This is a genomic window from Geobacter sulfurreducens PCA (assembly GCF_000007985.2).
Taxonomy (GTDB): Bacteria; Desulfobacterota; Desulfuromonadia; order Geobacterales; family Geobacteraceae; genus Geobacter; species Geobacter sulfurreducens.
Window position 1 is genome coordinate 3,265,433 of the sequence record NC_002939.5, and the last position, 25,548, is coordinate 3,290,980.

Here is a 25,548-nt window from a genome sequence, read left to right on the forward strand (position 1 = left end):
CTCGCTGGGGATCAGGTCCCCTTGATGTACCGCGTCAACTCCACGGCAATACCGTATTTGCCGAAGGGAGGGATGAGGTAGAATCCGCCCACCCGGTCCCGCACCGCATCAATGAACTCCCGGGCGATGGCGAGGCCTTCCCTCACTCCGTCCTCTTTTTCCTTTCCCCGCATCCGGTGCCGGATTTCTTCGGGGATCACGATGCCCGGCACCTCGTTATGGAGAAATTCGCAGTTGCGCTCGCTCACCAGTGGCAGAATTCCGGGCAGGATGGGGATACCCAGGTGCGCCGTCCGCTCCGCCATCTCCTCCAGCCGCGCCACATCATAGAGGGGCTGGGTTTGGACAAAACGGGCGCCGTTGGCCACCTTCCTGGCCAAGCGCTCCACCTGGACCTCCATCCGGGCGCTGTTGGGATTGAAAGCGGCTCCGATGACGAACCCCGTCCCTCCGCCTATGGGCGAGCCCAGAGCGTTCACTCCGGCGTTCAAATCGGCCAGCAGCTTGATGAGGCCGAAGGAATTCAGATCGTACACCGATGTGGCCCCGGCCTGTTCGCCGATACGGGCGGGATCACCGGTGACGGCCAGCACGTGGCGAATCCCCAACAGGCTCGCCCCCATGAGGTCCGACTGGAGCCCCAGCAGGTTGCGGTCCCGGCAGGTCACGTGAACAATGACGTCGATTCCCGCCTCCCGCTGAATGAGGCTCCCCAGGGCGATGTTACCCATCCGGATCCGGGCCAGCGGGTTCTCGGCGATGTTGATGGCGTCCGCCCCAGCCTCCCGCAGCGCCCTGCTCCCCTCGATGATCTTCGCGCAGTCGAGCCCCTTGGGCGGATCCAGCTCCACGGTGACAATGGGCTCACGTCCCCAGCGGGCCAGGAAGCCGGCATACTCGCGGGACTCCGGTCTGCGCTCATCCTTGGGCAGGGCGGAAACGGCAACCGTGCGTGCCGCGGGCCGCAGCCCCGCCAGCCGCTGCGCCAGGCACCGCACGTGCTCCGGCGTGGTGCCGCAGCATCCCCCCACCAGTGCCGCTCCCGCCCCGACCATCTCCACGGCCCGGTCCGCGAAGTAATCAGGGGTGGTCCGGTAGACATGGCGGCCGTTCACGTATTCGGGAAATCCGCTGTTGGGATAGGCCGCCAGGGGAAGATCCGTCACCCGGCCCATCCGCTGGATGGTGCCGAGGATTTCCAATGGCCCGGCGCCGCAGTTGGCGCCCACCACGCAGGCACCGGCGGCAGTCAGCTCCACGGCTACCCGCTCCACCTCGATCCCGCCGGCGAGTCTCCCGTTTTCCAGGAACGCCATGTTGGCCACCACCGGCAGCCCCGTTTCCCGGGCCGCGGTCAGGGCGTGCCTCATCTGCGCCAGATCGGTGAAGGTCTCCAGGATCAGGAGATCCACCTCCCCCTCGGCCAGGGCATGGGTCTGCCTCCGGAAGATGTCGACGGTTTCTTGGGCGGAGAGTTCCTGTTCGTCCCCCTTCATCCGGACCAGGGGCCCCACGGAGCCGGCCACGAAGGCGTCGGTGCCCTGGGCGGCCTCCCGGGCCAGTTGGGCACCCCGGAGGTTGATCTCACGCTCCTTCTTCTCAAGACCGATGGCCGCGAGCCGGGTCCAGTTGGCGCCGAAGGTGTTGGTTTCGATAACGCGGGCCCCGGCCGCCAGGTACTCCCGGTGGAGTTCCAGCACCAGCGACGGGCGCACCAGGTTCAGGTGCTCAACGTTGGCGTCGAGGGATACCCCCTTGGCATAAAGCATGGTGCCGATGGCTCCGTCGCCGATGAGGACCTCGTCATGCAGCCGTTCGAGAAAGGTCATGCCTGCACCTTCCCGAGCACCCCGAGCAAGTGGGGAACCATCTGCTTCTTGCGGGACATGACCCCCTTGAGCTCATAGAGGTGAGGCTCCACTTGGGGATACCCCATCACGTGGGCGATCTCGTTCTTCCCCTCGGCCAGGAACAGCGTGGTTTCGGTATAGATGTCGGTCACCATGAGGCCGGCCAGGTCGAGGCGGTCGACCTCCTTCACCCGCCGGAGACAGTCGCGCAGGGCATCCTTCAGCTCGAAAAACTCGTCGAAGCCCACCACCTCCACCTGCCCCACGCCGAACTGCATGCCGCCAGCGGTGAACTGCTTGAAATCGGAGCGCAGGGCCTGCTCCGGCGTACCATGGGAGGCAAATCCGCCGCAGGCGGAGAAGATCTCCTTGCCAAAGGCAAGATGTTCCAGCCCGGACCGTTCCTCTAGCCAGGCGATCATCTCACGGTCCCGGACGGTGCTGGTGGGAGATTTGAGGATCACCGTATCCGTGAGGATGCCGGCAAGCAGCAGGGCCGCGGTCCGCTCGCCCGGCTCGATCCCGGCCTCGCGGTAGAGGGAGGCAACCACGGTGCAGGTGCTCCCCACCGGCGCCGCCATGAAGGTGATGGGTTGATTGGTGGGCGGATTGCCGAGCTTGTGATGGTCGATGACCTCGAGGATATCCACTGTTTCTGCGCCGGGCACCGCCTGACTCAGCTCATTGTGATCCATGAGGATCAATGCGTAGGGGACCGGCGCCAGCAGGGACGACTTGGTGGCCACCCCGGCGATGGTGCCGTCTTCCTCCACCGCAATGACCGCCGGCTCCTGACTATGGAGGAGCTTGAGCCGCAGGTGCTCCAGTGGCTCGGCCACGCCGATCCGTTCGAAGCCGGGCTCCATGAACAGGGAGAGAGGAGAGGCGAGCCGTGCCAGCCAGGCGGCGGTGGCGGTATCATGGGGGGTTGAAAGGACGACTACGCCCTTCTCCCGGGCGCGGGCCACCAGCTCGTCGGCAATGGGGAGCCCGCCGGTCACCACCAGCAGGCGCACACCCCGCTCGATGGCGGCCTGGTGGATACTCCGCCGGTCGCCGGTCATGATCAGGAGCGTTGCCGGGTCATACCCCTCGATCCGGCTGGAAAAGGATTCTTCCAGCATGGCGCCGATGAACAGGTGCAGGTGCTCCACCTCGTCGGCAGGCCCGCCGGAAAGGAAGGTTCCGTCGAGGCAGGCGGCAAGGGAGCGCAGTGAGGTGTCGACACCCCGCCTGCGGTCGGTGCCGGCCACCAAGTGCTTTTCCGACAGCCTCAGAAGCGAAACCACCCCCACCGGGGTTCCCTCGGCGTCGACCACCGGCAGAACACGAATCCCGTGGCGGTGAAAGAGCCCCAGAGCGTCCCTGAGGGCGACCTCCGGCCGGGCGGTGACCGGGCGGCGGTTCAGCACGTCGCGCACCTTGGGATTTACATCGGCCAGGTAGACCGGCGGCTCGATCCCGAGCCGCTCCAGGATGTAGCGGGTTTGGGGGTTCGGCTGGCCGGCCATGGCGGCGGTCACGTTCGCCACCCCCTGCTTCTTCTTGAATTGGGCGTAGGCAATGGCCGACGCAATGGAATCGGTGTCGGGATTGCGGTGCCCGATGACGTAAATCTGCTTCTTCATTGCCGCTCCTGCTCTTTTTGTGGCTCCGGCACCGTTTCCGTGGTATAGAGGTGTGCTTTCACACTCCAGCGACACGAGGTTCGACCGCCATGCATCAAGCCATCGACTGGCTCGTCGCCACCATCGGCGCCATGGGCTACCCGGGCATCTTCATCCTCATGGCCATGGAGAGTTCGGTCTTCCCGGTGCCCAGCGAACTGGTCATGCCCCCGGCCGGCTATCTCGCCCAGCAGGGCGAGATGAACATCTGGCTCGCCATCTTCCTGGGAACCGCGGGGAGCCTCGCCGGGGCCTATGCCAACTACTTCGCCGCCCACTACCTGGGACGGCCGCTCCTGCTCAAGTACGGGAAATATGTCTGGATTACCGAGGAGAAATTCGCTCGGGTCGAGTCATTCTTCCACAAGCACGGGGAGATTTCAACCTTCATCGGGCGCCTGCTGCCGGTGGTCCGGCACCTTATTTCCCTCCCCGCGGGCCTGGCCGGGATGCACCACGGCACGTTCACCCTCTACACCCTGCTGGGAGCCTTCATCTGGTGTACCATCCTCGCCTGGATCGGCTACGTCATCGGCGAGAACCGCGACCTGATCATGGAGTATTCCCACCAGGCCCTCATCGGAGTAGTGATCTTCAGCGTGGCTCTGGTAGCAGTCTATGTGTGGAGGCACCGGCGAAAGAAGTAAGCGCATCGGCGCCAGTGAATGAAAAGCCCCGGCAATGGACAGCATCGCCGGGGCTTTTTTGCATGGTGCACTGCACTTCTCCCCTTACTTGGGCACGCTTTCCCAGTCCTTCAGGAACCGCTCGATGCCGGAGTCGGTGAGGGGGTGCTTGGCCAGCTGGAGCATGACCGAGTAGGGGATGGTGGCGATGTCCGCACCGATGAGGGCCGCGTTCAGGACATGAACGGGGTTGCGGACGCTGGCCACGATGATCTCGGACTGGTAGCCGTAGTTGTCGAAGATGGTCTTGATGTCGTCGATGATCCCCATGCCGTCCTGGGAGATATCGTCCAGGCGTCCCACGAAGGGGGAGACGTAGGTAGCGCCGGCCTTGGCGGCAAGCAGGGCCTGCATGGGGGTGAAGATCAGGGTGACGTTGGTCTTGATCCCCTCACGGGTAAGGGCGGCACACGCCTTGAGCCCCTCGGGGGTCATGGGGAGCTTGATGACGATGTTCTTGTGGATCTTGGCCAGCTCCCCGGCCTCCCTGATCATGCCGGCAGCCTCCAGAGAAACCACTTCCGCGGAGATGGGACCGTCGACGATCTCGGTGATCTCCTTGATGACGTCCTCAAACTTGCGGCCGGACTTGGCGATAAGCGACGGATTGGTGGTAACCCCGTCCACGAGTCCCAGGTCGTGGGCTTGGCGGATTTCCTTAACGTCAGCGGTGTCGATGAAAAATTTCATGCTGCAAACCTCCGGTTGATTATTGATGGCGCCATGGCGACAATTACTTGCTTTCGAGCTGCTGCCGGTACTTTTCCAGACACTCCATGGAGCAGAAGTGGAGGCGCTCCCCCTCGTGACGACCAATGACGGCATCCTCCTCCGTCACATAGACGCCGCAGACCGGGTCCTGATAGGTCTCCTCCCGGACCGGCTCGGGCGGCGCAGGCTCGTCCTTCTTCTTGTCGGAGACGAAGCCCTTGACGATTTTGTATCCCACGTAGATGAGGACAGCCCAGACGAGCAGACGCATAAGTCCCACTCTGATCTCCTAAGTTTTGGTGACGCGCTCCCCCGGCGGCAGGGAAGCGAGCAGCTCCCGCACCGGCTTCTCCTGCACGGGATGAATCATATCCGGCGCAATCTCCGCCAAGGGGACCAGTACGAAGTGCCGCTGATGGAGCCGGGGATGGGGAATGACGAGCCCTTCGACGGCAACGGTCAGGCTCCCGTAGAGGAGGATATCCAGATCCATTGAACGCGGCCCCTGATACATCTCCCGGCGCCTGCCGAACAGGCCGGTTTCGATCCGCTGGAGTTCTTCGAGGAGCCGGTGAGGGGTGAGCGAGGTTTCGATCCGCAGGACCGCGTTGAGGAAGTCGGGCTGTTCCGGCACCGGCCCCACCGGCTCGGTTTCGTAGAAGCCGGAAAGAGCGGTTATTCGGGTTTCCGGCAGTTTGCCGATCTCGGCAACTGCGCGCAGCAGGTTCAGCTCCCGGTCCCCCATGTTCGAACCGAGGGCTATGAAGACGTTGGATTCCACCGGACGATTAGAGCATAACGGGGATATTTTTGCAATCCATGAGCCGCGCTCCGGAAAGCGTCAGTGCAACTCCTCGCCGGTGGTGGTCATGACCAGCTTGCCGTGCTTAACCCCCTTCACGCCGATGAGCTCGTCGGCGATCTTCTTCACCTCCCGGGCCTTGCCGCGCACCACCAGGACCTCCAGACAGTTGTGGGCATCCAGATGGACGTGGAGGGCCGAGATGACCTTGTCGTGGTGAGCGTGTTGCTGTTCGGTCAACTTATCGGAAAGGTCGCGGACATGGTGATCGTAGACGAGCGTCACCGTACCCACGGTCTCCTCGTCTCCCACTTCCCACTTCAGCTCCACCAATGCCGCGCGGATCAGGTCGCGGATCGCTTCGGAGCGGTTCATGTACCCCTTCTCCTCGATGAGCCCGTCAAAGCTCTCCAGCAGCTTCTCGTCGATGGATACGCCGAATCTGATGGTTTCTCCCATAGAACACTCCGATGCGGGGATGCGAACAGCACAAAAACGGATGAAATGATAGACCACTTTCAACGGGAGATAAACAGAAAACCGCCGTAGTGGGTGCCCGGTCACTTCTCCGTGAGCCGGAAGGTGATAGGCACCTCGAAGGTGAGCTCCTCGCCGCCGAGTTCAGGCGGCACGGCGGGGAAGCGGCCCACTGTGCGGACGGCCCGCAGCGCCGCGTTGTCCAGGAGCGCGTGGCTCGAGGAACGGGCCACCTCATCGCGCCGGACGGCTCCGCTGCGGGCCAGGACCACGCGTACGACGGCTGTTCCCTCCATCCGTCCCCGACGGGCCAGGGGCGGATATTCCTTGCACCGCTCGATGAGCCCCCTGAGGACGGACTGGTAACCCACGCGGATCCGGCCGGCATCGGCCGCACCGGTGGAGGCTGCCGGGGGTTCGGGGCTGCGGACTGTCGGCACCGTTACCTGCGGACCATCGCCCCGTGCCTGCGGCACTGCCGCCTGAACCGGTTGTGGGGGAGCCACGGGTACCATCATGGCGGAAGGTGAGGGAGCCATCGCACCTGCCGGATCTGCGGCAAGGGGGGCAATGGCAGGGGCTGTCGGCTGCGTCCGGCCGGATGGTGGCGACAACGCGACAGGGGGCGACGAGTCCCGTACCGGCGACGGCTTCACCGGCAGCGGAAGTGGGGGCCGCCGGACAGGCGAAGGTTGCGGCAGAGGCAAAAGGGCCGGTACCGGCTTCTCCGCAGACAGGACCGAACCACCCAGCTCAACGACGATGATGTTGGCAGGAGGAAGCCGCGTGCCCCCCCCAGCCGGCATCATCACACACACTGCAGCCGCCACATGGGCCACCCCTGACAGGAGGAACGCACGGGCCAGAATCCGCCGCTCCCCGGCGGAGGCACGCAATGCCTCCGCCGGGGCGTGATCGGGTGTGGCCGCGCTGAACCGCATGGCGCTGCCCATGTCCGTCAGAACCGGTAAGCCAGGGTCAGGTAGTAGTTTCTCCCGTTCTCCGGCACCTTGGCCCCGGTGCTGAAGGGATCCCGCTGGTAGGAAAGATGGGATAAATAGTACTTGTCGAACAGGTTGTTGACCCCGGCGTAGACCGAAAGGCCCCCATAGGTGAAACCCCCCTTCAGGTCAGTGGTGAACCAGCCGGCGGTCTCCTGCTCCTGGAGGGCGGCGTCGACCCGATCCTGCCGGTCGGCGAAGTTCTCGGCCACCTCCAGAAACCAGGAATCCACGTCGTAGCGCAGGGCCATGGTGCCCCGCAGGGGCGGGATCTCGGACAGGGGACGGTCATCACTCTCGTTGTTCCCCCTCGTGTAGGACAGGGATGCCTTCAGGAAGAAGTTGGCTGGCAGCGAGAACTGGGAGCCGAATTCCCCACCCCAGAGAGTGGCGTTCACATTGCGGTAGCTGCGGGCACGCAGAAGCGGCCCGGCGCCGTCGGGGTCGGGAAGATCGGTCACATTGATGTAGTTATGGAGATAACCGTAGAAGAAAGAAGCATTCACGTAGTAGCTGTCCGTCGCATACTTGACCCCCACGTCGCCCTGATTGTTGACGGTGGGCTCCAGGAGCGGGTTGCCGACCCAGTTGCTCCCCATCCGCTGAAGCCCCGTGTAGAGCTCCTGGGGGTCAGGGGTACGGATGCCGCGGCCGAAGCCGGCGAACAGTTCAAGCCCCGTGATCGGCGTCCAGGTAAGCTGGAGGTTGCCGCTGGCCTCGCCGAAGTCGGTGTCGGCGGAGAGAGTACGACCCGGGTAGTAGGGCTGATAGAGCGTGGCAATGCGCCCGGCGGTAAGCCGGTCGGCCTCAGCCCTGGTCAGGTCTCCTCGCGCGGCCGCCGTGAGTTTGAGGCGTTCCGCCAGGGGCACCGTGTACTCCAGGAACATGCCGGTGTTGTGGATGGTCACGTCGGGAATCATGGGGGAATCCCCATAGACCCAATCCGTGCCGTTGCGCATGAGCATGGTGTTGGTGGCGTCCCACCCGCGATTGTAGTAGTCGATGCCCGCCTTGAGGGTGCCGGAGCCCACTGCCAGGGAGGTGTTCATCTTCGCACCCCAGGTCTCCGTCTCGGCCAGGGTCGACATAAAGTAGTTCCGCGTCAGGAACGTCCGGTACATGAGGGCGGCATTGTCGGGATTTGAGGTCTCCCGGTACCGGTCGTCCATGAGATGCTTGACCCGGTTCCAGTATGCCTGGAGCTTCACTTCGCTCACCAGGGGCGAAAGTTTCTCGATCCTGTAGCTCCAGTTGAACCGGTGGGTCCGGTCATAGTCGGCGTCCATGAGGAGATAGGGATAAAGGACATGATCGGCATCCTGGTAGGAGTAGGAAAACTCGGTCCGGGAATTATCCGTCGGGTTGATGCCGAAGCGCGCCCAGCCGGTGTTGATCTCGTAGGCGGTCGAATCGATGCTGCCGGGGCGGTAGCGGTTGTTGCTGGTGGCTGGGTATATCTCGGTTATCCGCTTGCCATCACCCGACTCGGGCGGTTTGGAATACTTGTAGGCGTATCCCAGGAGGCCATCGAGACGGTCAGTTCCATAGGATGCGGTGCCCGAGGCATTGATGCTGTCATAGGAGCCGTAGGTGAACGACAGATCGCTGCCGAACCCCTTTTTAGGCTTCTTTCCCACGGCGTCTACCAGGCCGCCGAGACTGCCGGCGTTTTCAACATCATAGGGGCCCTTCACGATCCGGATCTGCTCGACCTCGGCGAAGTCGAAGTGGAACGCGGGCGAATCCATTCTGTTGGGACAGGCGCCGTAGAGGCGGACCCCGTCGATAAGGACGTTGATGTTGTCACGCTGGAGCCCGCGGATAACCACGTCATTGGCAATGGCTCCCTTGCGGACGTAGGAAAGCCCCTCCACCTGGCGGAGGGCCTCCCCCATGTCCCGGGCCGGGCTTTCGCGGACTTCGCGGATGGTCAGACTCTCTTCGCGCGGGGACTCTTTCTGGCCCCGGACAACGATTTCGTCGAGGATGAGGTTTTCGGCAGCCGCCGGCACGGCGGCCGCAAGAGTGCAGCAGAGCATGGATATGATAGTTCGCATGACATATCTCCGTGAATGGATAGACGTAGAGGACGCAAGGATGCCGCTGCAGGCACCCCGCCCCGCGCGACGGCGTACGGATAGACCGCAGCCGTACCGGCACACAGTCCGCGTCGGGGATACGATGAACGGCCGCCGGCCGCTCCCTGTTGGGAAACGCTGCAGCCGCTCACGATAGGAGCAGGTCTGATGTCTCGCTTGGTTGGCCCTTGGAAGTAATGTGAGGCATTTTGCCTGCTGCCAAGGCGCGGCGACACAGACCTGGCCCAGCCATAACGACGGCAGCAGTCAAAAGGGGCACAATTACGAGGAAGAACCAACCAATCGGGACACTAGGCTTCTGGAGGAGGGATGGAGGGCTCGGGCCGGAAAGCGGTCAGCATGCCCGAATAGGACGAGAGGTTGACGGTACACCGGGTAACCCCGGCCTCAAGGATGAACAGAGGGGGAATGCACTCCCACTTGATGAGAGGGACGGCGGCTGGGGAAAGGGGATCGCGGTTACAACAACCGCAGGAGATAACGGGCACTTCCTCACCCGTTGAGCAACAGTCGGGTTCCTTCTTATGGCGATTGGCCGCGCAGGAGCCTTCGCACCGACACTCCTGGGCCATGCCGGCCATGGCGGCGCAGCACTCGCCGTCGGTGCAGTGACACCCCGCCTTTTTCACGAAACCGGCCTGTGCCCCGGCAACGGCATGAATGAGCGGCACGACCTGGACGAACAGAACGAGGAGCAGCTGCAGTGATGCGATGGCGATGGTAGTGCGTCTAGTGCCCATGTAGGAACGTCCGGCCTTGAAACAAGGCAAAATGTCGGCGCAATCCAAGCGATCAACAGTCACGTAACAATACTGGACCTCACTCAATTGTCAAGCAGCATGCAACCGTGCGTGCCACTCCTGCGGCCATTACCGCCGCAGCCTCCGCAGGGTAAAGGCAAGGGCGAAAGCCAGGAAGTTGATCATGATAATTGTGGCGCCGGTGGGAAGGTTGGCCAGGAAGGAGACCACCACCCCGGTCACCACCGACAGGACGCCGAAGACGACAGCAAGGATGATGGCGGTCCGAAAGCCCCGCGCCAGCTGGAGCGAGGCCACTGCGGGCAGGATGAGGAGTGCGGAGATGAGCATGACCCCCACCACCTTCATGGCGAGCACCACCGTGAGGCCGGTCAGCAGCACCAGCACCCCGTTGATCCGGTCTACCCGGATGCCGGAGGTACGGGCCAGCTCCTCATCGAAGGTGATGGCGAAGAGTTCCCGGGAAAAGAGCCCCACCGCGATGACCACCACCAGAAAGAGAATCCCGGTCTGAACCAGCTCAGAGGGGCTGATGGACAGGATGTTGCCGAAAAGGTAGCTGAACAGGTCAACATTGAATCCGCCCGCCATACTTGCCAGCATGATGCCGGTGGCAATGCCCAGGGACGAGACGATGCCGATGGCGGCATCGCCGTAGATGCGGGCCCGCTCAGCAAGGCGCAGGATGCCCAGAGCCGAAAGGAGCACGCAGGGAATGGCGGCCAGGGCCGCGTGGACCGACGGCAGACGGAAGAAGAGTGAAAGGGCCACGCTTCCGAAGGTCACATGGGCAAGTCCGTCACCGATAAGCGACAGGCGGCGCAGCACCAGGAAGATGCCCAGGATGGCGCAGAGCGCTGCGATAAGCGACCCGGCAACCATGGCCCGCAGAAGAAACCCGTACTGGAAGATGTCGAGAAGCGTCATGGAAACCGCCCCCCTCAGTGCCGGTGGCAGATGAGGTGCTGGGAATGAATGCCGAAAAAGTCGGACATGGCCTGGGAGCCGCAGAATTCGTCGAACCCGCCGTAGAAAACCACCCGCTTGTCCAGGTAGAGGAAACGGGAGGCATGACTGCCGATGGTGCCGCTGTCGTGGGTTACCAGGATGACGGTGGTACCCCGGGAACGGTTCAGGTCGCGGATGGTCTGGTAGAAGCTCTCCCGCGTCTCCGGGTCCAGGGCCGTGGTCGGCTCGTCCAGCACCAGCAGCTCGGGTCCGCTGACCAGCGCCCGGGCCAGGAGCGCCCGCTGCCGCAGCCCGCCGGACAGTTCTCCCACCAGCCGGTCCCTTATGGATTCAATCCCCATGAGTTCCAGGGCATGGGTCACCGCAGCACCGTCACCGGAACGGGGACGGCGGGGAAAGCGGCGTCCCGCCAGCAGGCCGAGCCCCACCACCTCGGCCACGGTGGCCGGGAAGTGGGGATTGAAATACTGGAGGCCCTGGGGAAGATAGCCGACCCGCTGCCACTGGTCGAAACCGGCCAGAGGGGTGCCGAAGAGACGAATTTCACCCCGGTCGGGGCGGGCGAGCCCCAGGATGCAGCGGATGAGAGTGCTTTTCCCCGACCCGTTGGGCCCCACGATGCCGACGTAGTCCCCCGCCGCCACGGCAAAGGAGACGTCGGTCAACGCCTCGGTCCCCTGGTATCCCAGCGTCACCCCCGTGACCGCTACCGCATCTACCGGCATTGAAGCCCCTTTCGCAGATTCTCCAGGTTCTTTTCCATGAGAGAAATGAACGTGACTCCCCGCGCCAAGTCATCGCGGCTTACGGTGTGGGCGCCGTTGAGCGGCAGGATGGCCGCCCCCGTCTCCCGGGCGATGGTCTCGGCGGTACGGGGATCGATGAGTTCCTCGGTATAGATAGTGCGGACCCCTTCTGTTCGGATCCGCTTCACCAGGGCCGCCAGCTTGGCCGGGGTCGGTTCCGCATCGGCGGAGGCGGCAAAGGCGGCCTCGTAGCGCAGGCCGTAACGGGCGGCAAGGTAGCCGAAAGCAAAGTGTCCCCCGTGAACCACGGTCCGCGAGGAGCAGGACGCGAGCCCCTGCCGATAGCGTTCATCCAGGTGGGCCAGCTTTGCCTTGTAGGCGGCGGCATTGGCCAGGTAGGCCTCCCGGTTGGCAGGGTCGCGCTCGGCCATCCCTGCAGCGATGTTGTCCACCATCCGCTGGGCGTTGGCGAAGTCGAGCCAGAGGTGAGGATCCATCCGCGTCTCATCGTGCGGCCCGTCATGGTGATCACCTTCGTTGTGATGATCTCCGTGCTCATGGATCCCCGCAGCAGCGAGCAGTCGGGCGCCGCGGCTCGCATCCACCACCGTGGGTCCGCCGCCCCCGACACCCTTGAGAATGTCCGCGGCCCAGGGCTCCATGGCGCGGTTCGTATAGACGAATAGGCTTGCCCGGCTCACACGGACGATATCCTCGGGCCGGGGTTCGAAACTGTGAGGCTCCATCCCCGGCGGAAGGAGGAGCGTCACCTCGGCCCGATCGCCGGCCACGTTGCGGGCAAAATCATAGAGCGGAAAAAGCGTCGTCACCACCGACATGCCGGCGTGCGCCGCCGGAGTCCTGCCCTCATCCTTTTTCGAGCATCCGACCAGAACGATCGCCAGGGCGCACAGCACTCCCAGCGCCAGGATACGCACGCTTCCCATCATTCATCCCCCCTGCTGCCGCGCCAGGCACTCGCGGCAATAACCGTTGGCCTGGAAAATATGCGACACGACCCGCCCGGCCACGAGTTTCTCCAGATCCGGCAGTGCGCAGACGTCAACCTCCTCCACCCGTCGGCACGAGAGGCAGACGAAGTGGTGGTGATGCTCGCGACGGTCGCAGTAATAGTAGTAAAGCTGCCGGTTCGGATGAATGATGGTGGTTATCACCCCGCCGGCGGCCAGTTCCTCAAGATTTCGGTAGACCGTGGGGAGCCCCACCCGGTCGAAACGGAGCTTCAGCTTGCGCCAGACCTCCTCGGGGCTCGCATACCCCTCCTCGCCGGCAAGAATGTCGAGCACGGCACGCCGCTTGGGGGTAATGCGGAGGTTGAGGTCCCTGAGAAGATCGTCAAAGTGCTTCATGGTCAGGAGGTTTCCTGTTAAACAGAAATCATTTCCATTTAAAATACCCCCGTGCCGCTGTTTGTCAAGAGGGGAAATCCCTCCGTTGACTCGGGGAAACAGATGGGCTACAGTGCCCCTGTCGGTCGCGGCGGCGGGAATTCCGGGCGCGCGAAGGCCGACGGAAAGCGAGGTCCCATGCTCATCGGCAGACTTCCCCACAAAGGTGACCTGCTGGGCGGGCTGACGGCCGCGGCAGTGGAAGGCGGCGTCAAGGCCGGCCTCATCCAGGTCATCGGCTCCCTGGAGCGTGCGAGACTCGCCTTCTACGACCAGAGGGCCCGGCGCTACCGGGAGTTTTCCCTCGATACCCCCCTGGAGATCACGGCAGGGCTCGGCAACATCTCGCTCAAGGACGGCACCCCCTTTGTCCACCTCCATCTCTCCCTGGCCGACCAGGAAGGAGCGATGACCGGAGGGCACGCCGTGGCAGGATGCACGGTCTTCGCTGCGGAATATGCCATTATCCCCCTCGCCGGCACGACGCCGGTGCGGGTGCATGACGAAACCACGGGCCTCTTCCTCTGGGAGCGTGAGCGCTACGGCTCCGGCCCCGCGTCTGAGCTTCCTGCCGACATCCAGCGGGCCCTGTTCATTCCCTGACCCCCGATACTTCATGAGAACTGGCTACCATCGCACAACAACCCCGGACGAACAGGAGCTTGAACGCAAGCGACGGGAGTTCCACGCCCTGGAGCGCCGCCTCTCCAGGCTGGAGCACGACCTGGAGGATCTGCGGGAAGAGATTCGGGAGTTCGAGCAGCTCTACGCCGACAAAATGGCCGACCGGATCAGCGAGTTGGACCAGTTGAAGGCCGAACTGGCGCGGGCACGCCGACAGGCGGCCATGGCCGATGGGGAAGAGCGTACGGCTGAGGGCGAGCGGGACGGGTTCAGCGAGGAGCGCCGGTTCGAGGAGCGCGGCGGGGAGACGGAAACGGAAATCCCCCGGGTGAAACCCGCCACGATGAATTCGGGGACCGGCGAAAGCCTGCGGGATGTGTACCGGCGGGTCGCCAAGGCGATCCATCCCGACCTGGCCGAAAACGACGAAAACCGGCGGCTGCGGCAGAAGCTCATGGCCGAGGCGAACAGGGCCTACGCCGAGGAGGACCGGGTGACGCTCCACGCCATTATGGAGGAGTGGGAAGCGGGACCCGAGATGACTGTGGTCGTGGGGATGGCCGGCCAGCTGGAGCTGGTGAACCGGCGGATCGCTCGGGTGATCGACCGGATCAGATCAGTGGAGCGTGAAACGGCAAAACTGCGCAACAGCGACATCTACCGGCTGGTCCAGCGGGTGCAGGAGGCTCGCTGGCGCGGGCGGGACATAATCGCCGAGATGGCGGCGAAACTGGATGCGGAAATCCTTGCCGCATGCCGGCATTTGAACGAGGTCAGCCAGGTCAGCCCCCGGAGCGACGCACCTCCGGAGCCGATCAACACACCCCAGGCGTCCCTGCGCACCGTCCGCTTTCCGACCGAACGCAGCCTCGGCGTGCTCTACGTGCGCGATCTGCGCTCAGGGAGCTTCCTGGACTGGAAGCGCCTCGGCGAGGCCATGGGCGATGTGGCGGTCCCAACGGGCAAGGCCCTGCGCCTTGATGTACCGGAGGGAGACACCGGCAGTCTCGACCTGCTCGGCACCCTGGCTCCCCATGACCTCCAGGCCTGCTTCCTCTACGGCGCCGGCGACGACGACCTCACCCACCTGCTGAAGCTCATCGGCATCGAGGAAATCTACCTGTCCGGCGCCGGCATCTCCGGCGAAGGGTTGGCCCACCTGCTGGAGCTGAAAGGGCTCGAGCGCCTGTACCTCTACGATACGTCAGTCACCGACGCGGGGCTCATGGCCCTCAGACACCTCCCCCGCCTCCGCTCCGTCACCCTCTGCAATGCCCCGGTCACCGAACACGGCATCGACCGCCTAAAGCTCTCCCTTCCCGCCTGCCGGGTAGTGGTCCTCCGCAGCGGCGGCAAAGCCTGACCTCCGCCACACTTCCTGTCCACCCCCGCTCACATGGTCCGGGCAAGGACCGCGGCACAAGCCGCCAGAAGACGCTCATTGTCGGCGCGCGACCGGACCGCGACCCGGAAGAAACGGTCGTTCAGCCCCCGGAACAAAGAGCAGTCCCGGATCAGTATCCGCTGCCGCAGCAGGGCCTCGGCCAGCGCCGGCACCGTCGGCCCGGTCGTCAGTTCCGCCAGCAGGTAGTTGGCCGCGGACGGATAGACCCGCACCCCCGGAATGGCGGCAAGCCCCGCCGCCAGAACCGCCCGCTCCTCTTCGATCAGTCTCCGCGTTCGCGCCGCGTACTCCCCATCCACCAGGGTGGCGAGCCCGGCCGCCTGGGCCAGGGTGTTGACGCTCCACGGTGCCCGCAGATCGGCCAGCCGGGCCGCATCCTCCGGAGCCGCCACGGCAAAGCCGAGGCGCAGACCGGGAATTGCATGAAACTTGGTCAGGGAGCGGAGCACGACGCCACCCCCCTGGCGGGCCACATACCCCGTCACCGACTCCTCTTCCCGGAAATCCATGAAGGCCTCGTCCACCACCAGAAAGGTCCCGCGGGCACGGCACAGCCGGTGGACCGCAACCATGTCGTCATGGGGGATCAGACTGCCGGTGGGATTGCCCGGATTGGCCAGGACGACGAGGTTCCATCCCTCGGCCAGACGCTGGTCGAGGAGGGCCGGCGCCAGGGCGAACCCCTCCTCCGGCGCCAGGTCCAGGTAGCCCACTTCCCAGCCGGCGCGGGTCAGGCTCCTGGCGTACTCCGAGAACGGCGGCGCCACCACTAGCCCACGCCCGCCTCCCACGAGGCGCGGCAGCAGGTAGATGAGTTCTGTGGAGCCGTTGGCGGCACAGATGCACTCTGCCGGCAGCCCGTGATGGCGGGCCAGGGAATCTCGCAGCTCGGCCGCCTGGCTATCGGGATAGTGCACCAGCCGGTCGAAGGCCGCCATCACCGCCTCCCGCACCGCAGGGGCCGGCCCCAGAGGATTTATGCTGGCGGAGAAGTCCAGAAGATCCTCCGGCCGGATACCGAGTTCGCGGGCCACGGCGAAGACCGTGCCGCCATGATCGAAGGTGCTCGTCACGGACGCTCCAGGACAAAAAGGTAGCACAACATGAACCCCGTCAGCAGGATCTCGGAGCCGTACATGAGCCGGACGGCGCCGCGCCATGCCGTGCGATCGAGAGGGTTCAGGGGATCGCCGATGGTCGGTTTCGCCACCGGCCGGCCAAAGTAGACATTCATGCCGCCGAGGCGCACCCCAAGGGCTCCGGCCGCGGCAGCCTCGGGGATGCCGGCGTTGGGGGAGGAATGGTTGCGGCCGTCCCGGCGCATGATCCGCCAGGCGCCCGGCCCGGAAAGTCCCGCCAGCGGGGCGGACAGCACCATGAGCAGGCCGGTGATCCTGGCCGGCAGCAGGTTCACCAGATCGTCGAACCGTGCCGAAGCCCAGCCGAAATGAAGATACCGCTCGTTTTTGTACCCGACCATGGAATCGAGAGTGTTTACCGCCTTGTAGGCGAGCGCCAGCGGGGCCCCGCCGATCATGAACCAGAACAGGGGGGCGATCACGCCGTCGGAGGTGTTTTCGGCCACGGTCTCCACGACGCCGCGCCAGATCTCCGGCTCGGTGAGTTCCGCGGTATCGCGCCCTACGATGCGGGAAAGGAAAAAGCGCGCCTCGGCGAGATCGCCGGCGGCCAAGGCATCCGCCACGAGCTTCGACTCCCCGTGGAGCGAGCGGGCAGCCAGACAGGTCCAGCCCAACAGCGCCTCTACCGCGAACCCGGCCACGGGGTGCACCAGTCCGGCGCCCAGAACGAGCAGCCAGGCGGTGCCCCCGGTGATCCCGACGGTCAGAACCAGCAGAATCACACCTGCTGCTCGCTCGTTCGTCACCAGGCGGCGGAGTTGCCGTTCAAGGGCGGTCACAAGCCTGCCCACGGCCACCACCGGATGGGGGAGCCAGCGAGGATCGCCCAGCAGCCAGTCGAGAACAAGGGCGGCAAGGACCAGCAGGGCCACCCGGTCAGGGCCGGTCACGCGCTCTCCTCCGGCTGTGGCGGCACAACCACCGGCAGCGGCGTTTCGTTGAGCGTAAAGAAGAACGTGGCACCCCGGTCCACGGCACCTTCGGCCCAGGTGCGGCCACCGTGCCGGCGGATCACCCGAGCCACGGTGGCGAGGCCGACGCCGGTCCCCGGGAACTGCTCGGCTGCATGCAGCCGGCTGAAGGGTCGGAAGAGACGATTGATCTCCTCCGGATCGAATCCCGCACCGTTATCGCGGACAAAGTAAATCCGCCGATCCCCCTCGTCCCGGGACCCGAACTCGATGACGGCTTCATCCCTGATGGCCGTGTACTTCCACGCGTTGCTGAGCAGGTTCTCCACCGCAAGGCCCAGCAGGTCCATGTCCCCATCCACAGTCAGATCGCCCGCCACCTGGAAGCCTACCTTCCGTTGCGGCTCGGCGAATTGGAGGTTATCTATCACGGCCTGACCTATTTCCGCCATGTCCACCGGCTCGAGGTTCAACTCCTTGCAGGTGGCGCGGGCAAGGGCGAGCTGCGCGTCGACGAGGGCGTTCATCCTTGCCGTGGCAAGCTCAATGGCCGTGAATAAATCCGGCAGCAGCTCGCTCTCGGTGCCGTCGCATTCGGCGCGCGCCAGTTGCACGTAGCCGGCGATGCTCGACAGGGGCGTTCGGATATCATGGCTCAGGGATGAACTGAATTGCCTCAGATCCTCGTTCGCCTCTTCCAGCTGGACGGTCCGGTCGTACACTCGCTGCTCCAGAAGCCGGGCGAACGAGTCCAGGTCGCGTCGGGATTTCTGGAGGCGCTCCACCATGGTGTTGAAGGAGACGGCAAGGGCGCCCAGCTCGTCCGAACGCCGGGCATCGAGCCGGTGGGAGAAATCCCCTTCGGCAATGGCCGAGGTACCGGCCATGAGCGAATCCAGGGCCCGGAGAACGGACCGGCTCGTTCCGAGGATGAGGCTCACCGCCATCACCAGGAAGAGCGAAACGGCAAGAACGCCCTGCCAGCGGGCCGCGGCGGTCAGGGTGAGCATCTGGGCACTGCCCGAATCCAGCGATCGGGAAATGATGGGCATGAGCGTCTTGTAGAGAACCGCCTCCATGCGGGAGTTGGCCAGAGCCACCGCCTCATGCCCGCGCCCAGCCCTTTTGAGCGCCACGGCCTGATGCATGAGCCCGGTCAGCTCCTGGAAGCTCCGTGTAACGGTCTCAGCGTCCTTCAATGCCGTCGGGTCACCCTGGCGTGCCAGGCTCCACATCTGCTGCCGGAAATTCTCCAGGGCATGGCCGGCCTGCCAGTCCAGCCGCGAAAGATCGGTCTCGATGCCCTGGCGCTGGTTGAGCAGATACTTCATCAGCTCCTTGAGCTGCCCGGTCACCTCGAACAGCAGGTGGTTGGCGGCAAGAAAGCCGTCCAGGGCCGCTTCGCCCCGCTCGATGTTCCGGACTCCCTCCGCGGACATCCAGGGGATCCGCCCCACGGCCATTAATAGATTGTGAAAGGCGACGTGCACCTCCACCGCTCCGTCATCGAGGGCCTTGTCCACGGGCAGGAGCACCTCCCGATCGAAATAGGGCTCAAGCCGATCGCGGAACAGCGCCATCGCCTCATCGCCGCGGCCCGCGTCCTGGAGCTCAAAAAACCATTCGGCCGTGCGAACCCATGAGGCATAGCGGGTCTGCACCTCCTGGACCAGTTCAAGATCGTCGTCCTCGCCGGCAACGCCCAGCGCCCTCTGCGCCTTGATGGCATCGATCCAGACGGAAAAGGACTCATCGGCCAACTGGCCGCCCTTGCGGAATTCATCCCGGGCGGCAGGATCGGAGATGGCCAGATAATCGACCACCTCCTTCATCTGCTGAATCATGCCGGCCCGGGCCAGGGCAATGCCCCTCAGGTATTCGACCGCCGGGATGAGATGGCGCACCCGCGTATGGACCTGGGCCGACGAGTGAAACAGGTATCCCACGAACACTGCAACATGTATTGCGATCAGGATGATGACGATTTGCACTTTCCGTTTTATGGTCACGGGGAATCTCCTCTGAAAAGACCACTACTCCGGCAACATCCCGCCGAGGCCGCAGAGTTCCAGCATGCGATCAATGTTCAGATGCTTCTCCAGGTGCGCGGCAAGCAGGTTGAAGGGATCGTCGCCCCCCTGTCCGGGCCGGCGCTCCGCCAACCCCTTCGCCTTGCGCAGCCGGTTGAGGAGCGAGGTGCGAAACACGGCATTGTCGAAGATACCGTGCAGGTAGGTGCCGAACACGCGGCCGTCACTGGAGACGGCGCCGTCCAGCACCTCCACCGGCGCGCCGGAACGGCTCGTGATCCGGGCAAAGGGACGGACCGACGGGCCGAGGATCGTCTCTCCCATGTGGATTTCATAGCCGGCCAGCCCCCCCCGGCAGCGGGGCGCCACCAGGAACCCCGACGGCAGCAGCTCGGCCGCGGCCCGATGGGTGGATTTCTGCTCCAGCATCACCGTGACCACGTCCAGCAGCCCGAGCCCCTCGGCCTCGCGGATGTCGGACTCCACTGCATGGGGATCGGCAACCCGCTTGCCGAGCATCTGGTACCCGCCGCAGATGCCCACGATGGGGCCGGTGAACGATTGTATCGCCGGAAACAATCCCCGCTCCATGAGAAAGAAGAGATCGGTGGTGGTCGCCTTGCTCCCCGGGATAACGAGGAGATCGAGTCCTCGCAGCTGCTCTTCACCCTCCACATACGTGAGCTGGACATCCGGCTCCGCCTCCAGGGCGTCGAAATCGGTGTAGTTGGAGATGCGTGACAGCTTCACCACGCCGATGTTCAGCCGATCTGCCGCCGGGCCCCGATCGCCGTTTTCCGCTTTCCGCTTTTCCAGGGCCACGCTGTCTTCCTCGGGAAGACGGAAGCCGCTGAAACAGGGCACCACTCCCAAAACAGGCACACCGGTGCGCTCCTCAATGAAACCGATGCCCGGCGCCAGGAGCGATGCATCCCCCCGGAACTTGTTGATGATCACGCCGGCGATCCGCTCCCGCTCATGGGGCTCCAGAAGCTCCAGGGTACCGACGATCTGGGCGAACACCCCGCCACGGTCTATGTCCGCCACCAGCACGGCCTTGCAGCCAGCCATCTCCGCCACCTTCAGGTTGGCGATGTCATGGCGCTTCAGGTTGATCTCGGCGATGCTGCCGGCCCCCTCGATCACCACCAGGTCATGGCCGGCGGCGAGTCGCCCGAAGCTCTCGCGCGCCTTCTCGAAGGCGGTGGGCTTGTAGTCGTTGTATTCCCGAACCGTCATGTTCCCCACCACCGCCCCCTGGACGATCACCTGGCTGCCGCAGTCGGTGGTCGGCTTAAGGAGTATGGGGTTCATGTCGGTGTGGGGCTCGATGCCGCAGGCCTCCGCCTGCACCGCCTGGGCCCGGCCGATCTCTCCGCCTTCCGGTGTAACGGCCGAGTTGAGGGCCATGTTCTGGGACTTGAACGGCGCCACGGAGAAGCCCCGGTTTTTCATGATGCGGCAGATACCGGCCGTAACAACCGACTTCCCCACGTCGGAGGCAGTGCCGACGACCATCAGGGACCGGGAATGTGAAGCCGGGGACCCGGGATCGGGAATCGGGGACCGGGAATTCAAAATCCGAGACGGAGAATCGGACAACTGTCCATCGACTGAGTTCTTTTGCTGTTCCCCGGCCCCTGGTCCCTCGGCCCCGGGCCCGGCCTTATAGCCCCGCGGCGTAACCATCCGGCCCTCCCGATCCACGAAGGTGGCGGAGTTGCCGATGATGACCAGGGAAAACATGTCGATCTCATGGTCGAGCATTGACGCCAGGGTGGTCACAACCCGGGTCTCCCCTTCCCGGCAGGCGTTGCGGACAATGCCGACCGGCGTGGTGGAGGCGCGGGCCGCCAGCAGGATCGTCCGGGCCTCCTCGATCTGCGTGACCCGCCCCTTGCTCCGGGGGTTGTAGAGGGCAACCACGAAGTCGGCGGCCGCGGCGGCCACGAGCCGGCGCTCGATGACATCCCAGGGGGTCAGGAGATCCGACAGGGAGATGACTGCAAAATCGTGCATCAGCGGCGCGCCGAGAACGGAAGCAGCCGCCTGCACCGCCGACACTCCCGGCACCACCACGATCTCGGGGGGGGCTGTCATCGTGGCCGCAAGCTCCATGGCCAGCCCAGCCATGCCGTAGACCCCCGCGTCGCCGCTGGAGACCAGCGCCACGGTTTTGCCCGCCGCAGCGGCATCCAGGGCCTCGCGGCAGCGGTCAACCTCCTTCATCATCCCCGAGGAGACAACCTCCTTGCCGTCAAGCAGGGGCTCGATGAACCCCAGGTAGGTCTTGTAGCCTACCACCACCTGGGCCCGCTCGATGGCTTCGGTGGCGTGGAACGTCATATGGTCGAGGTCGCCGGGACCGATCCCGACGACGTAGAGTATGGACATCACAAACCTCGTATCAGACGATTTCAGCTATGGCCAGGGTCACGTTGCCGCTCTTGACCTTCTTGAGCAGAAGGCTCCCCCCGTTGGACGCGAGCACCGCCGACGGCTCGGCCACACCAACGGCGCCGATGGCCTCCAGGGCGTGGGCCGACGGCGGCGACGGCACGGCAACGCCGTTCAACTCCTCGCTCTCGTAGAACCGGAGCTCAATGCAGTGGCGCTCGGCAAACCGGAGCAACCCCTCCTCGCCGCGCTTGGCCATGGCCGAGCCGATGACCGCCACGCTCTTGAGGGCGAGGAAGAGGCGCTTGAGCTGGACCGTGACGACCTCTTCGATCTCCTCGGCCGGGGTCCCGCTGTTACAGCCGATCCCCAGGGCCAGGTTCCGCGGGCGCAGGATCAACAGGGCGTCGGACTGCGATTGGGGCGGCAGCCGGCGATTGGTGGCGAAGACGAACCCCTTGGCGCCGCTCTGGAGGGCCTGCACAAAGGTATCGTGAAACGTGAGCCGTGCCTTGCCGTTGAAATAGGCCCTGACCCGGTCCGTCGGGTCCACCACGGCAATTTCTTCCCCCTCCAGCAGCAGGGCGTTCAGCGTCTTGATGCGGGAAAGGTCCTCGATGGCCCAGCCGGCCTCCTTGGCGAGCAGATCGAAGGAGGGAAGATCGTTGGCATCGGTGGCGGTAGTGATCACCTCACGGGCCCCGGTGACGTGGGCGCAACGGCAAGCCAGTTCATTGGCCCCGCCCAGGTGGCCGGAGAGGAGCGACACGGCGAACCGCCCCCCTTCGTCCATGACCACCACTGCCGGGTCCTTGTCCTTTGACTCCAGCAATGGCGCGATCATCCGCACCACGATGCCGGCCGCCATGATGAAGACAAAGCCCTTCACGTCCGGCCAGAGGCGCGCCACAAGCCCCTTCAGATCCCCCGCAAACGGCACGGCCACCTTCCCGGCCTGGCCCGCGAACTTCTGGAGGACGTGGAGGTCAGCGGTGCCCAGTCCCTCCCGCAGCTGGGAGCCGAGCCGGGCCCCGTTGCGGGTTATGGCGATGATGGCGATGCGCATGACGCCTAACCTCCTTTGCCGCGGGAAATGCTACGTGATAATCCCCGTGCGGAACTCGTGCGAGAATCCGCCGTCGTACAGGAGCGACCGGGCCTTCAGCCCTTCCCGGCGCGCCTTCAGCACGTCCCCCACGAGGATGATCGCCTGTTTGCCGATGCCGGAGCTCCGCACCTTGTCGGCGATGTCGGCAAGGGTTCCCTCCACCGCCTGCTCGTCGGGCCAGGACGCCCGGGACACCACCGCCGCGGGGGTAGCCGGCGTGTAGGCCCCCTGGAGGAGTTCCGCCACCACCTGCTCGATCATGCCGACCGACAGGTAGATGACGAGCGTCGCCCCGATCCGGGCGATCTCCGCCAGCCGCTCCCGCTCGGGCACCGGGGTCCGACCGGCCAGCCTGGTTATGATGACCGTTTGTGATACCTCCGGCAGGGTCAGCTCCTGCTTCAGGGATGCCGCTGCGGCAAAGGCGCTCGTCACGCCGGGAACCACCTCGTAGCCGATGCCGAGCCGGTCCAGTTCAACCATCTGCTCCTGGATGGCCCCGTAGATGGAGGGGTCGCCGGTGTGGAGGCGCACGGCCCGCCGGCCGTCGGCCACGGCCCGGGCCAGGAGCGCCGTGGTCTCCTCCAGGGTCAGGGCGGCGGAGTCATGCACCTCGGCGCCGGGGGCGTAGGTGCGGACCAGTTCGCGGTCCACCAGGCTCCCGGCATAGACCACCACCTTGGCCTCCCGCAGGAGCCGGGCACCCTTCACGGTGATCAATTCGGCATCGCCGGGGCCGGCGCCGACGAAGTGGACAATGGGGTTATCAGCGACAGATGACACGGGGAACAACCTTTCCAATGGCGTTCGGTGCTACTTCCTGACAATCAGCAGCGACAGGTAGTCGAGCTTCTCCCCCACGAGCCGCTCCAGATCGAACACCACCTCCTCGTCGGCAGAACCGACCCGGCGCACGAACACCCCGCACCGCTCCAGCCCCAGCTCCTTCAGCAGGGCGTAGACCCGGTCGAAGACCCGGTTGACCTTCATAAGGACCACGGTGTCGTACCGGGCGAAGGTTTCGCGCAGGTCCGCATCCTCGTAGGTGGTGGGGAGGATGGCGATCCGCTCGGCAGCCATCCCCAAGGGGACACCGGCAACCGCGGCGGCGGCAGTAATGCTGGAAATTCCCGGCACAATCTCAACGGCTATTTCCGGATAGCACTCCCGGAAGATACGGTAGAGGTAGAGGAACGTGGAGTAGAGAAACGGATCGCCGATGGTGATGAACGCCACATCCCTGCCGTGCCGGACCCGCTCGGCCACCTGGGCGGCCGCATCTTCCCAGAAGGCGTCGAGCCCCTCCTGGTCCTTGCGCATGGGAAAGACCAGGGGCAGCACCTCCTGACGGGAGGGATCGATGAGGTCCTCCACGATGGAAAGGGCATAGCTGGCGGCATCGGCGGCGCCGGTGGGGGCACAGATGACATCGGCCGAGCGGATGATCCGCTCGGCCTTCCGGGTCAGGAGTTCCGGGTCGCCGGGGCCGACCCCGACGGCGTAAATTTTGGCGAAACCGCTCACTCTTCGCCTTTCCATGCCGAGATGATGTAGACCGGATTCTGGGCCTCGAACATCTTGTACTCGGTGAGCCCTCGGGTCTTGGCCACGTTGACGCACGCCACCTCCACCAGGTAGCCGTGGTCTTCCAGGAACTCCACCGCCTTGGTGAGGGTATCCAGGGTCACGGCGTTGAGGACGATGACCCCCTCGGGCTTGAGCCGGCGGTCCACGGCCTCGATGATCTCCTCCAGCATGCCGCCGGAACCGCCGATGAAAACCCGGTCGGGGTCGGGCAGCTCATCGAGCCCCTCGGGGGCGAACGCCTCCACCAGCACGACGTTGCGGGCCACGAATTTCTTCAGGTTCTCCCGCAGGAAGGTCACGTACTGGGGATTGCGCTCCAGGGCGAAGAGCCGGCCATTGGGCATGAGGTTGGACGCCTCGATGGATACCGAGCCGCTGCCCGCGCCGATGTCCCACATGACCAGGTCGTCCTGGAGCCGGAGCTTGGCCAGGGTGACGGCCCGCACTTCCTGCTTGGTGATCAGCTTCTTGGCCGTGGCGAACTCGTCGTCCGCGATGCCCATGACCGGGTACTGGGCCAGCTGGGGTTCCCATGCCTTCACGAGGATGAGGATGTTGAGTTCCGAGGCGGCAATGTCCAGCAGCCCCTTCACATCGGTGCGGGTGAACTTCTCGGCCGGCGTCCCCATGTCCTCGCAGAGCCACGCCTCGTACCCCTCGGCGCCGCGCTCGATCAGTTCGCGGGCGATGGCTGCGGGGGTATTGATCTTGTCGGTAAGAACCGCCACCTTCTCGGCGGCCACGATCCGGTCCACGGCGGGCTTGAGCCCCCGGCCGTGCACCGAGACGAAGATGGCGTCGTCCCAGGGTTCCTTGATCCGGGCAAAGGCGTACTGCACGCTCGTCACGTTGGGAAAGATCTCGATCCGGTCCTTGGAGAGATTGCGGAGCAGGAAGCGGGCGATGCCGAAAAAGTTGGGGTCCCCGGAGCCAAGGACAACGGTCCGCTTGTCGGTGTTCTTCAGCTGCTCCAGGAGGATGGAGAGATCGCCCAGTTCCTGCTTCTTCCCCTTGAACTCGGGAAAGGTGTCCAGATGACGCCGGTGGCCGATGAGAACCTCGGCCTCGTTGATGACTTCGAGGGCCTTGGAGCCGAACCCCTCCCACCCTTCGATGCCGGCGCCGACGAGATAAATTTTCTGATGAGGCATGGGGAAACCTCCTTT

The 25,548-nt window shown here is 64.7% G+C and carries 24 protein-coding genes; 3 read left to right on the forward strand and 21 right to left on the reverse strand.

Annotated elements, in window-relative coordinates:
- Positions 1-11: 11 nt before the first annotated feature.
- Together GS_RS14950 and GS_RS14955 are read right to left on the reverse strand one after the other, a co-directional pair.
- Positions 12-1,829, reverse strand: a complete 1,818-nt coding sequence (locus GS_RS14950) for a bifunctional homocysteine S-methyltransferase/methylenetetrahydrofolate reductase (RefSeq protein WP_010943603.1) — start codon at positions 1,827-1,829, stop codon at positions 12-14.
- On the reverse strand, positions 1,826-3,478 hold the full coding sequence (locus GS_RS14955) for a putative manganese-dependent inorganic diphosphatase (protein ID WP_010943604.1): 1,653 nt from the start codon (positions 3,476-3,478) through the stop codon (positions 1,826-1,828). Before GS_RS14955 ends, GS_RS14950 begins: the two co-directional genes overlap by 4 nt.
- A gap of 89 nt (positions 3,479-3,567) precedes the next feature.
- Here GS_RS14955 and GS_RS14960 point away from each other — a divergent pair, with 89 nt between their 5' ends.
- Positions 3,568-4,164: a DedA family protein gene (locus GS_RS14960; RefSeq protein ID WP_010943605.1), complete on the forward strand. Its 597-nt coding sequence runs from the start codon at positions 3,568-3,570 to the stop codon at positions 4,162-4,164.
- An 84-nt stretch (positions 4,165-4,248) separates the two neighbouring features.
- On the opposite strand, the gene fsa is transcribed toward GS_RS14960, so the two are convergent.
- From fsa to GS_RS15015, 11 genes are all read right to left on the reverse strand, one after another.
- The gene (gene fsa / locus GS_RS14965) at positions 4,249-4,893 is read right to left on the reverse strand and encodes a fructose-6-phosphate aldolase (protein WP_010943606.1); all 645 of its coding nucleotides are present in this window, start codon (positions 4,891-4,893) and stop codon (positions 4,249-4,251) included.
- A 43-nt stretch (positions 4,894-4,936) separates the two neighbouring features.
- Positions 4,937-5,185, reverse strand: coding sequence for a YHS domain-containing protein (locus GS_RS14970; protein ID WP_010943607.1), 249 nt, complete (start codon positions 5,183-5,185; stop codon positions 4,937-4,939).
- Positions 5,186-5,203: 18 nt separating this feature from the next.
- Positions 5,204-5,695, reverse strand: coding sequence for a 2-amino-4-hydroxy-6-hydroxymethyldihydropteridine diphosphokinase (gene folK, locus GS_RS14975; RefSeq protein ID WP_010943608.1), 492 nt, complete (start codon positions 5,693-5,695; stop codon positions 5,204-5,206).
- A gap of 60 nt (positions 5,696-5,755) precedes the next feature.
- A complete protein-coding gene (gene nikR, locus GS_RS14980; protein ID WP_010943609.1) occupies positions 5,756-6,175 on the reverse strand; it encodes a nickel-responsive transcriptional regulator NikR in 420 nt (139 codons plus the stop codon).
- A gap of 101 nt (positions 6,176-6,276) precedes the next feature.
- On the reverse strand, positions 6,277-7,146 hold the full coding sequence (locus GS_RS14985) for a TonB family protein (RefSeq protein WP_235044914.1): 870 nt from the start codon (positions 7,144-7,146) through the stop codon (positions 6,277-6,279).
- A 5-nt stretch (positions 7,147-7,151) separates the two neighbouring features.
- Positions 7,152-9,251 carry a TonB-dependent receptor gene (locus GS_RS14990; RefSeq protein ID WP_010943611.1) on the reverse strand — a complete coding sequence of 700 codons (2,100 nt, stop codon included), beginning with the start codon at positions 9,249-9,251 and terminating at the stop codon, positions 7,152-7,154.
- Positions 9,252-9,583: 332 nt separating this feature from the next.
- Positions 9,584-10,033 (reverse strand): hypothetical protein, encoded by a 450-nt coding sequence (locus tag GS_RS14995; protein ID WP_010943612.1) that lies wholly within the window; start codon positions 10,031-10,033, stop codon positions 9,584-9,586.
- 129 nt (positions 10,034-10,162) lie between these two features.
- Entirely contained in the window at positions 10,163-10,981 is an 819-nt protein-coding gene (locus GS_RS15000; RefSeq protein ID WP_010943613.1) for a metal ABC transporter permease, read from the reverse strand.
- Between the two features lie 14 nt (positions 10,982-10,995).
- Positions 10,996-11,748 carry a metal ABC transporter ATP-binding protein gene (locus GS_RS15005; protein ID WP_010943614.1) on the reverse strand — a complete coding sequence of 251 codons (753 nt, stop codon included), beginning with the start codon at positions 11,746-11,748 and terminating at the stop codon, positions 10,996-10,998.
- Positions 11,739-12,719 (reverse strand): metal ABC transporter substrate-binding protein, encoded by a 981-nt coding sequence (locus tag GS_RS15010; protein ID WP_010943615.1) that lies wholly within the window; start codon positions 12,717-12,719, stop codon positions 11,739-11,741. The genes GS_RS15005 and GS_RS15010 overlap by 10 nt, the downstream gene beginning before the upstream one ends.
- Positions 12,720-13,139 (reverse strand): Fur family transcriptional regulator, encoded by a 420-nt coding sequence (locus GS_RS15015; RefSeq protein ID WP_010943616.1) that lies wholly within the window; start codon positions 13,137-13,139, stop codon positions 12,720-12,722.
- 177 nt (positions 13,140-13,316) lie between these two features.
- On the opposite strand from GS_RS15015, the gene GS_RS15020 reads away from it, so the two are divergent.
- Positions 13,317-13,781, forward strand: coding sequence for a PPC domain-containing DNA-binding protein (locus tag GS_RS15020; protein ID WP_010943617.1), 465 nt, complete (start codon positions 13,317-13,319; stop codon positions 13,779-13,781).
- Positions 13,782-13,794: 13 nt separating this feature from the next.
- On the forward strand, positions 13,795-15,165 hold the full coding sequence (locus GS_RS15025; protein ID WP_010943618.1) for a hypothetical protein: 1,371 nt from the start codon (positions 13,795-13,797) through the stop codon (positions 15,163-15,165).
- A gap of 29 nt (positions 15,166-15,194) precedes the next feature.
- Here the strand turns inward: GS_RS15025 and cobD are convergent, their stop codons facing one another.
- Genes cobD through GS_RS15065 form a run of 8 tightly spaced genes read right to left on the reverse strand, consistent with a single transcriptional unit; the run spans position 15,195 to position 25,533 of the window.
- On the reverse strand, positions 15,195-16,280 hold the full coding sequence (gene cobD, locus GS_RS15030; RefSeq protein ID WP_010943619.1) for a threonine-phosphate decarboxylase CobD: 1,086 nt from the start codon (positions 16,278-16,280) through the stop codon (positions 15,195-15,197).
- On the reverse strand, positions 16,277-17,239 hold the full coding sequence (gene cbiB / locus GS_RS15035) for an adenosylcobinamide-phosphate synthase CbiB (protein ID WP_010943620.1): 963 nt from the start codon (positions 17,237-17,239) through the stop codon (positions 16,277-16,279). Before cbiB ends, cobD begins: the two co-directional genes overlap by 4 nt.
- Positions 17,236-19,269 (reverse strand): sensor histidine kinase, encoded by a 2,034-nt coding sequence (locus GS_RS15040; protein ID WP_010943621.1) that lies wholly within the window; start codon positions 19,267-19,269, stop codon positions 17,236-17,238. The genes cbiB and GS_RS15040 overlap by 4 nt, the downstream gene beginning before the upstream one ends.
- Positions 19,270-19,293: 24 nt before the next feature.
- On the reverse strand, positions 19,294-21,684 hold the full coding sequence (locus tag GS_RS15045) for a cobyric acid synthase (protein ID WP_010943622.1): 2,391 nt from the start codon (positions 21,682-21,684) through the stop codon (positions 19,294-19,296).
- A 13-nt stretch (positions 21,685-21,697) separates the two neighbouring features.
- Positions 21,698-22,753, reverse strand: coding sequence for a cobalt-precorrin 5A hydrolase (locus tag GS_RS15050; RefSeq protein ID WP_010943623.1), 1,056 nt, complete (start codon positions 22,751-22,753; stop codon positions 21,698-21,700).
- A gap of 30 nt (positions 22,754-22,783) precedes the next feature.
- Positions 22,784-23,578 carry a precorrin-4 C(11)-methyltransferase gene (gene cobM, locus GS_RS15055; RefSeq protein WP_010943624.1) on the reverse strand — a complete coding sequence of 265 codons (795 nt, stop codon included), beginning with the start codon at positions 23,576-23,578 and terminating at the stop codon, positions 22,784-22,786.
- A gap of 30 nt (positions 23,579-23,608) precedes the next feature.
- A complete protein-coding gene (gene cobI / locus GS_RS15060) occupies positions 23,609-24,334 on the reverse strand; it encodes a precorrin-2 C(20)-methyltransferase (protein WP_041914028.1) in 726 nt (241 codons plus the stop codon).
- A complete protein-coding gene (locus tag GS_RS15065) occupies positions 24,316-25,533 on the reverse strand; it encodes a bifunctional cobalt-precorrin-7 (C(5))-methyltransferase/cobalt-precorrin-6B (C(15))-methyltransferase (RefSeq protein WP_010943626.1) in 1,218 nt (405 codons plus the stop codon). Before GS_RS15065 ends, cobI begins: the two co-directional genes overlap by 19 nt.
- Positions 25,534-25,548 lie beyond the last annotated feature (15 nt).

Bases quoted from the DNA above. Each gene is read 5' to 3' on its own strand.
- GS_RS14950 (WP_010943603.1), bottom strand. From the start codon at position 1,829: ATGACCTTTCTCGAACGGCTGCATGACGAGGTCCTCATCGGCGACGGA.
- GS_RS14955 (WP_010943604.1), bottom strand. From the start codon at position 3,478: ATGAAGAAGCAGATTTACGTCATCGGGCACCGCAATCCCGACACCGAT.
- GS_RS14960 (WP_010943605.1), top strand. From the start codon at position 3,568: ATGCATCAAGCCATCGACTGGCTCGTCGCCACCATCGGCGCCATGGGC.
- fsa (WP_010943606.1), bottom strand. From the start codon at position 4,893: ATGAAATTTTTCATCGACACCGCTGACGTTAAGGAAATCCGCCAAGCC.
- GS_RS14970 (WP_010943607.1), bottom strand. From the start codon at position 5,185: ATGCGTCTGCTCGTCTGGGCTGTCCTCATCTACGTGGGATACAAAATC.
- nikR (WP_010943609.1), bottom strand. From the start codon at position 6,175: ATGGGAGAAACCATCAGATTCGGCGTATCCATCGACGAGAAGCTGCTG.
- GS_RS14985 (WP_235044914.1), bottom strand. From the start codon at position 7,146: ATGGGCAGCGCCATGCGGTTCAGCGCGGCCACACCCGATCACGCCCCG.
- GS_RS14990 (WP_010943611.1), bottom strand. From the start codon at position 9,251: ATGCGAACTATCATATCCATGCTCTGCTGCACTCTTGCGGCCGCCGTG.
- GS_RS14995 (WP_010943612.1), bottom strand. From the start codon at position 10,033: ATGGGCACTAGACGCACTACCATCGCCATCGCATCACTGCAGCTGCTC.
- GS_RS15000 (WP_010943613.1), bottom strand. From the start codon at position 10,981: ATGACGCTTCTCGACATCTTCCAGTACGGGTTTCTTCTGCGGGCCATG.
- GS_RS15005 (WP_010943614.1), bottom strand. From the start codon at position 11,748: ATGCCGGTAGATGCGGTAGCGGTCACGGGGGTGACGCTGGGATACCAG.
- GS_RS15010 (WP_010943615.1), bottom strand. From the start codon at position 12,719: ATGATGGGAAGCGTGCGTATCCTGGCGCTGGGAGTGCTGTGCGCCCTG.
- GS_RS15015 (WP_010943616.1), bottom strand. From the start codon at position 13,139: ATGAAGCACTTTGACGATCTTCTCAGGGACCTCAACCTCCGCATTACC.
- GS_RS15020 (WP_010943617.1), top strand. From the start codon at position 13,317: ATGCTCATCGGCAGACTTCCCCACAAAGGTGACCTGCTGGGCGGGCTG.
- GS_RS15025 (WP_010943618.1), top strand. From the start codon at position 13,795: ATGAGAACTGGCTACCATCGCACAACAACCCCGGACGAACAGGAGCTT.
- GS_RS15045 (WP_010943622.1), bottom strand. From the start codon at position 21,684: ATGTCCATACTCTACGTCGTCGGGATCGGTCCCGGCGACCTCGACCAT.
- GS_RS15050 (WP_010943623.1), bottom strand. From the start codon at position 22,753: ATGCGCATCGCCATCATCGCCATAACCCGCAACGGGGCCCGGCTCGGC.
- cobI (WP_041914028.1), bottom strand. From the start codon at position 24,334: ATGGAAAGGCGAAGAGTGAGCGGTTTCGCCAAAATTTACGCCGTCGGG.
- GS_RS15065 (WP_010943626.1), bottom strand. From the start codon at position 25,533: ATGCCTCATCAGAAAATTTATCTCGTCGGCGCCGGCATCGAAGGGTGG.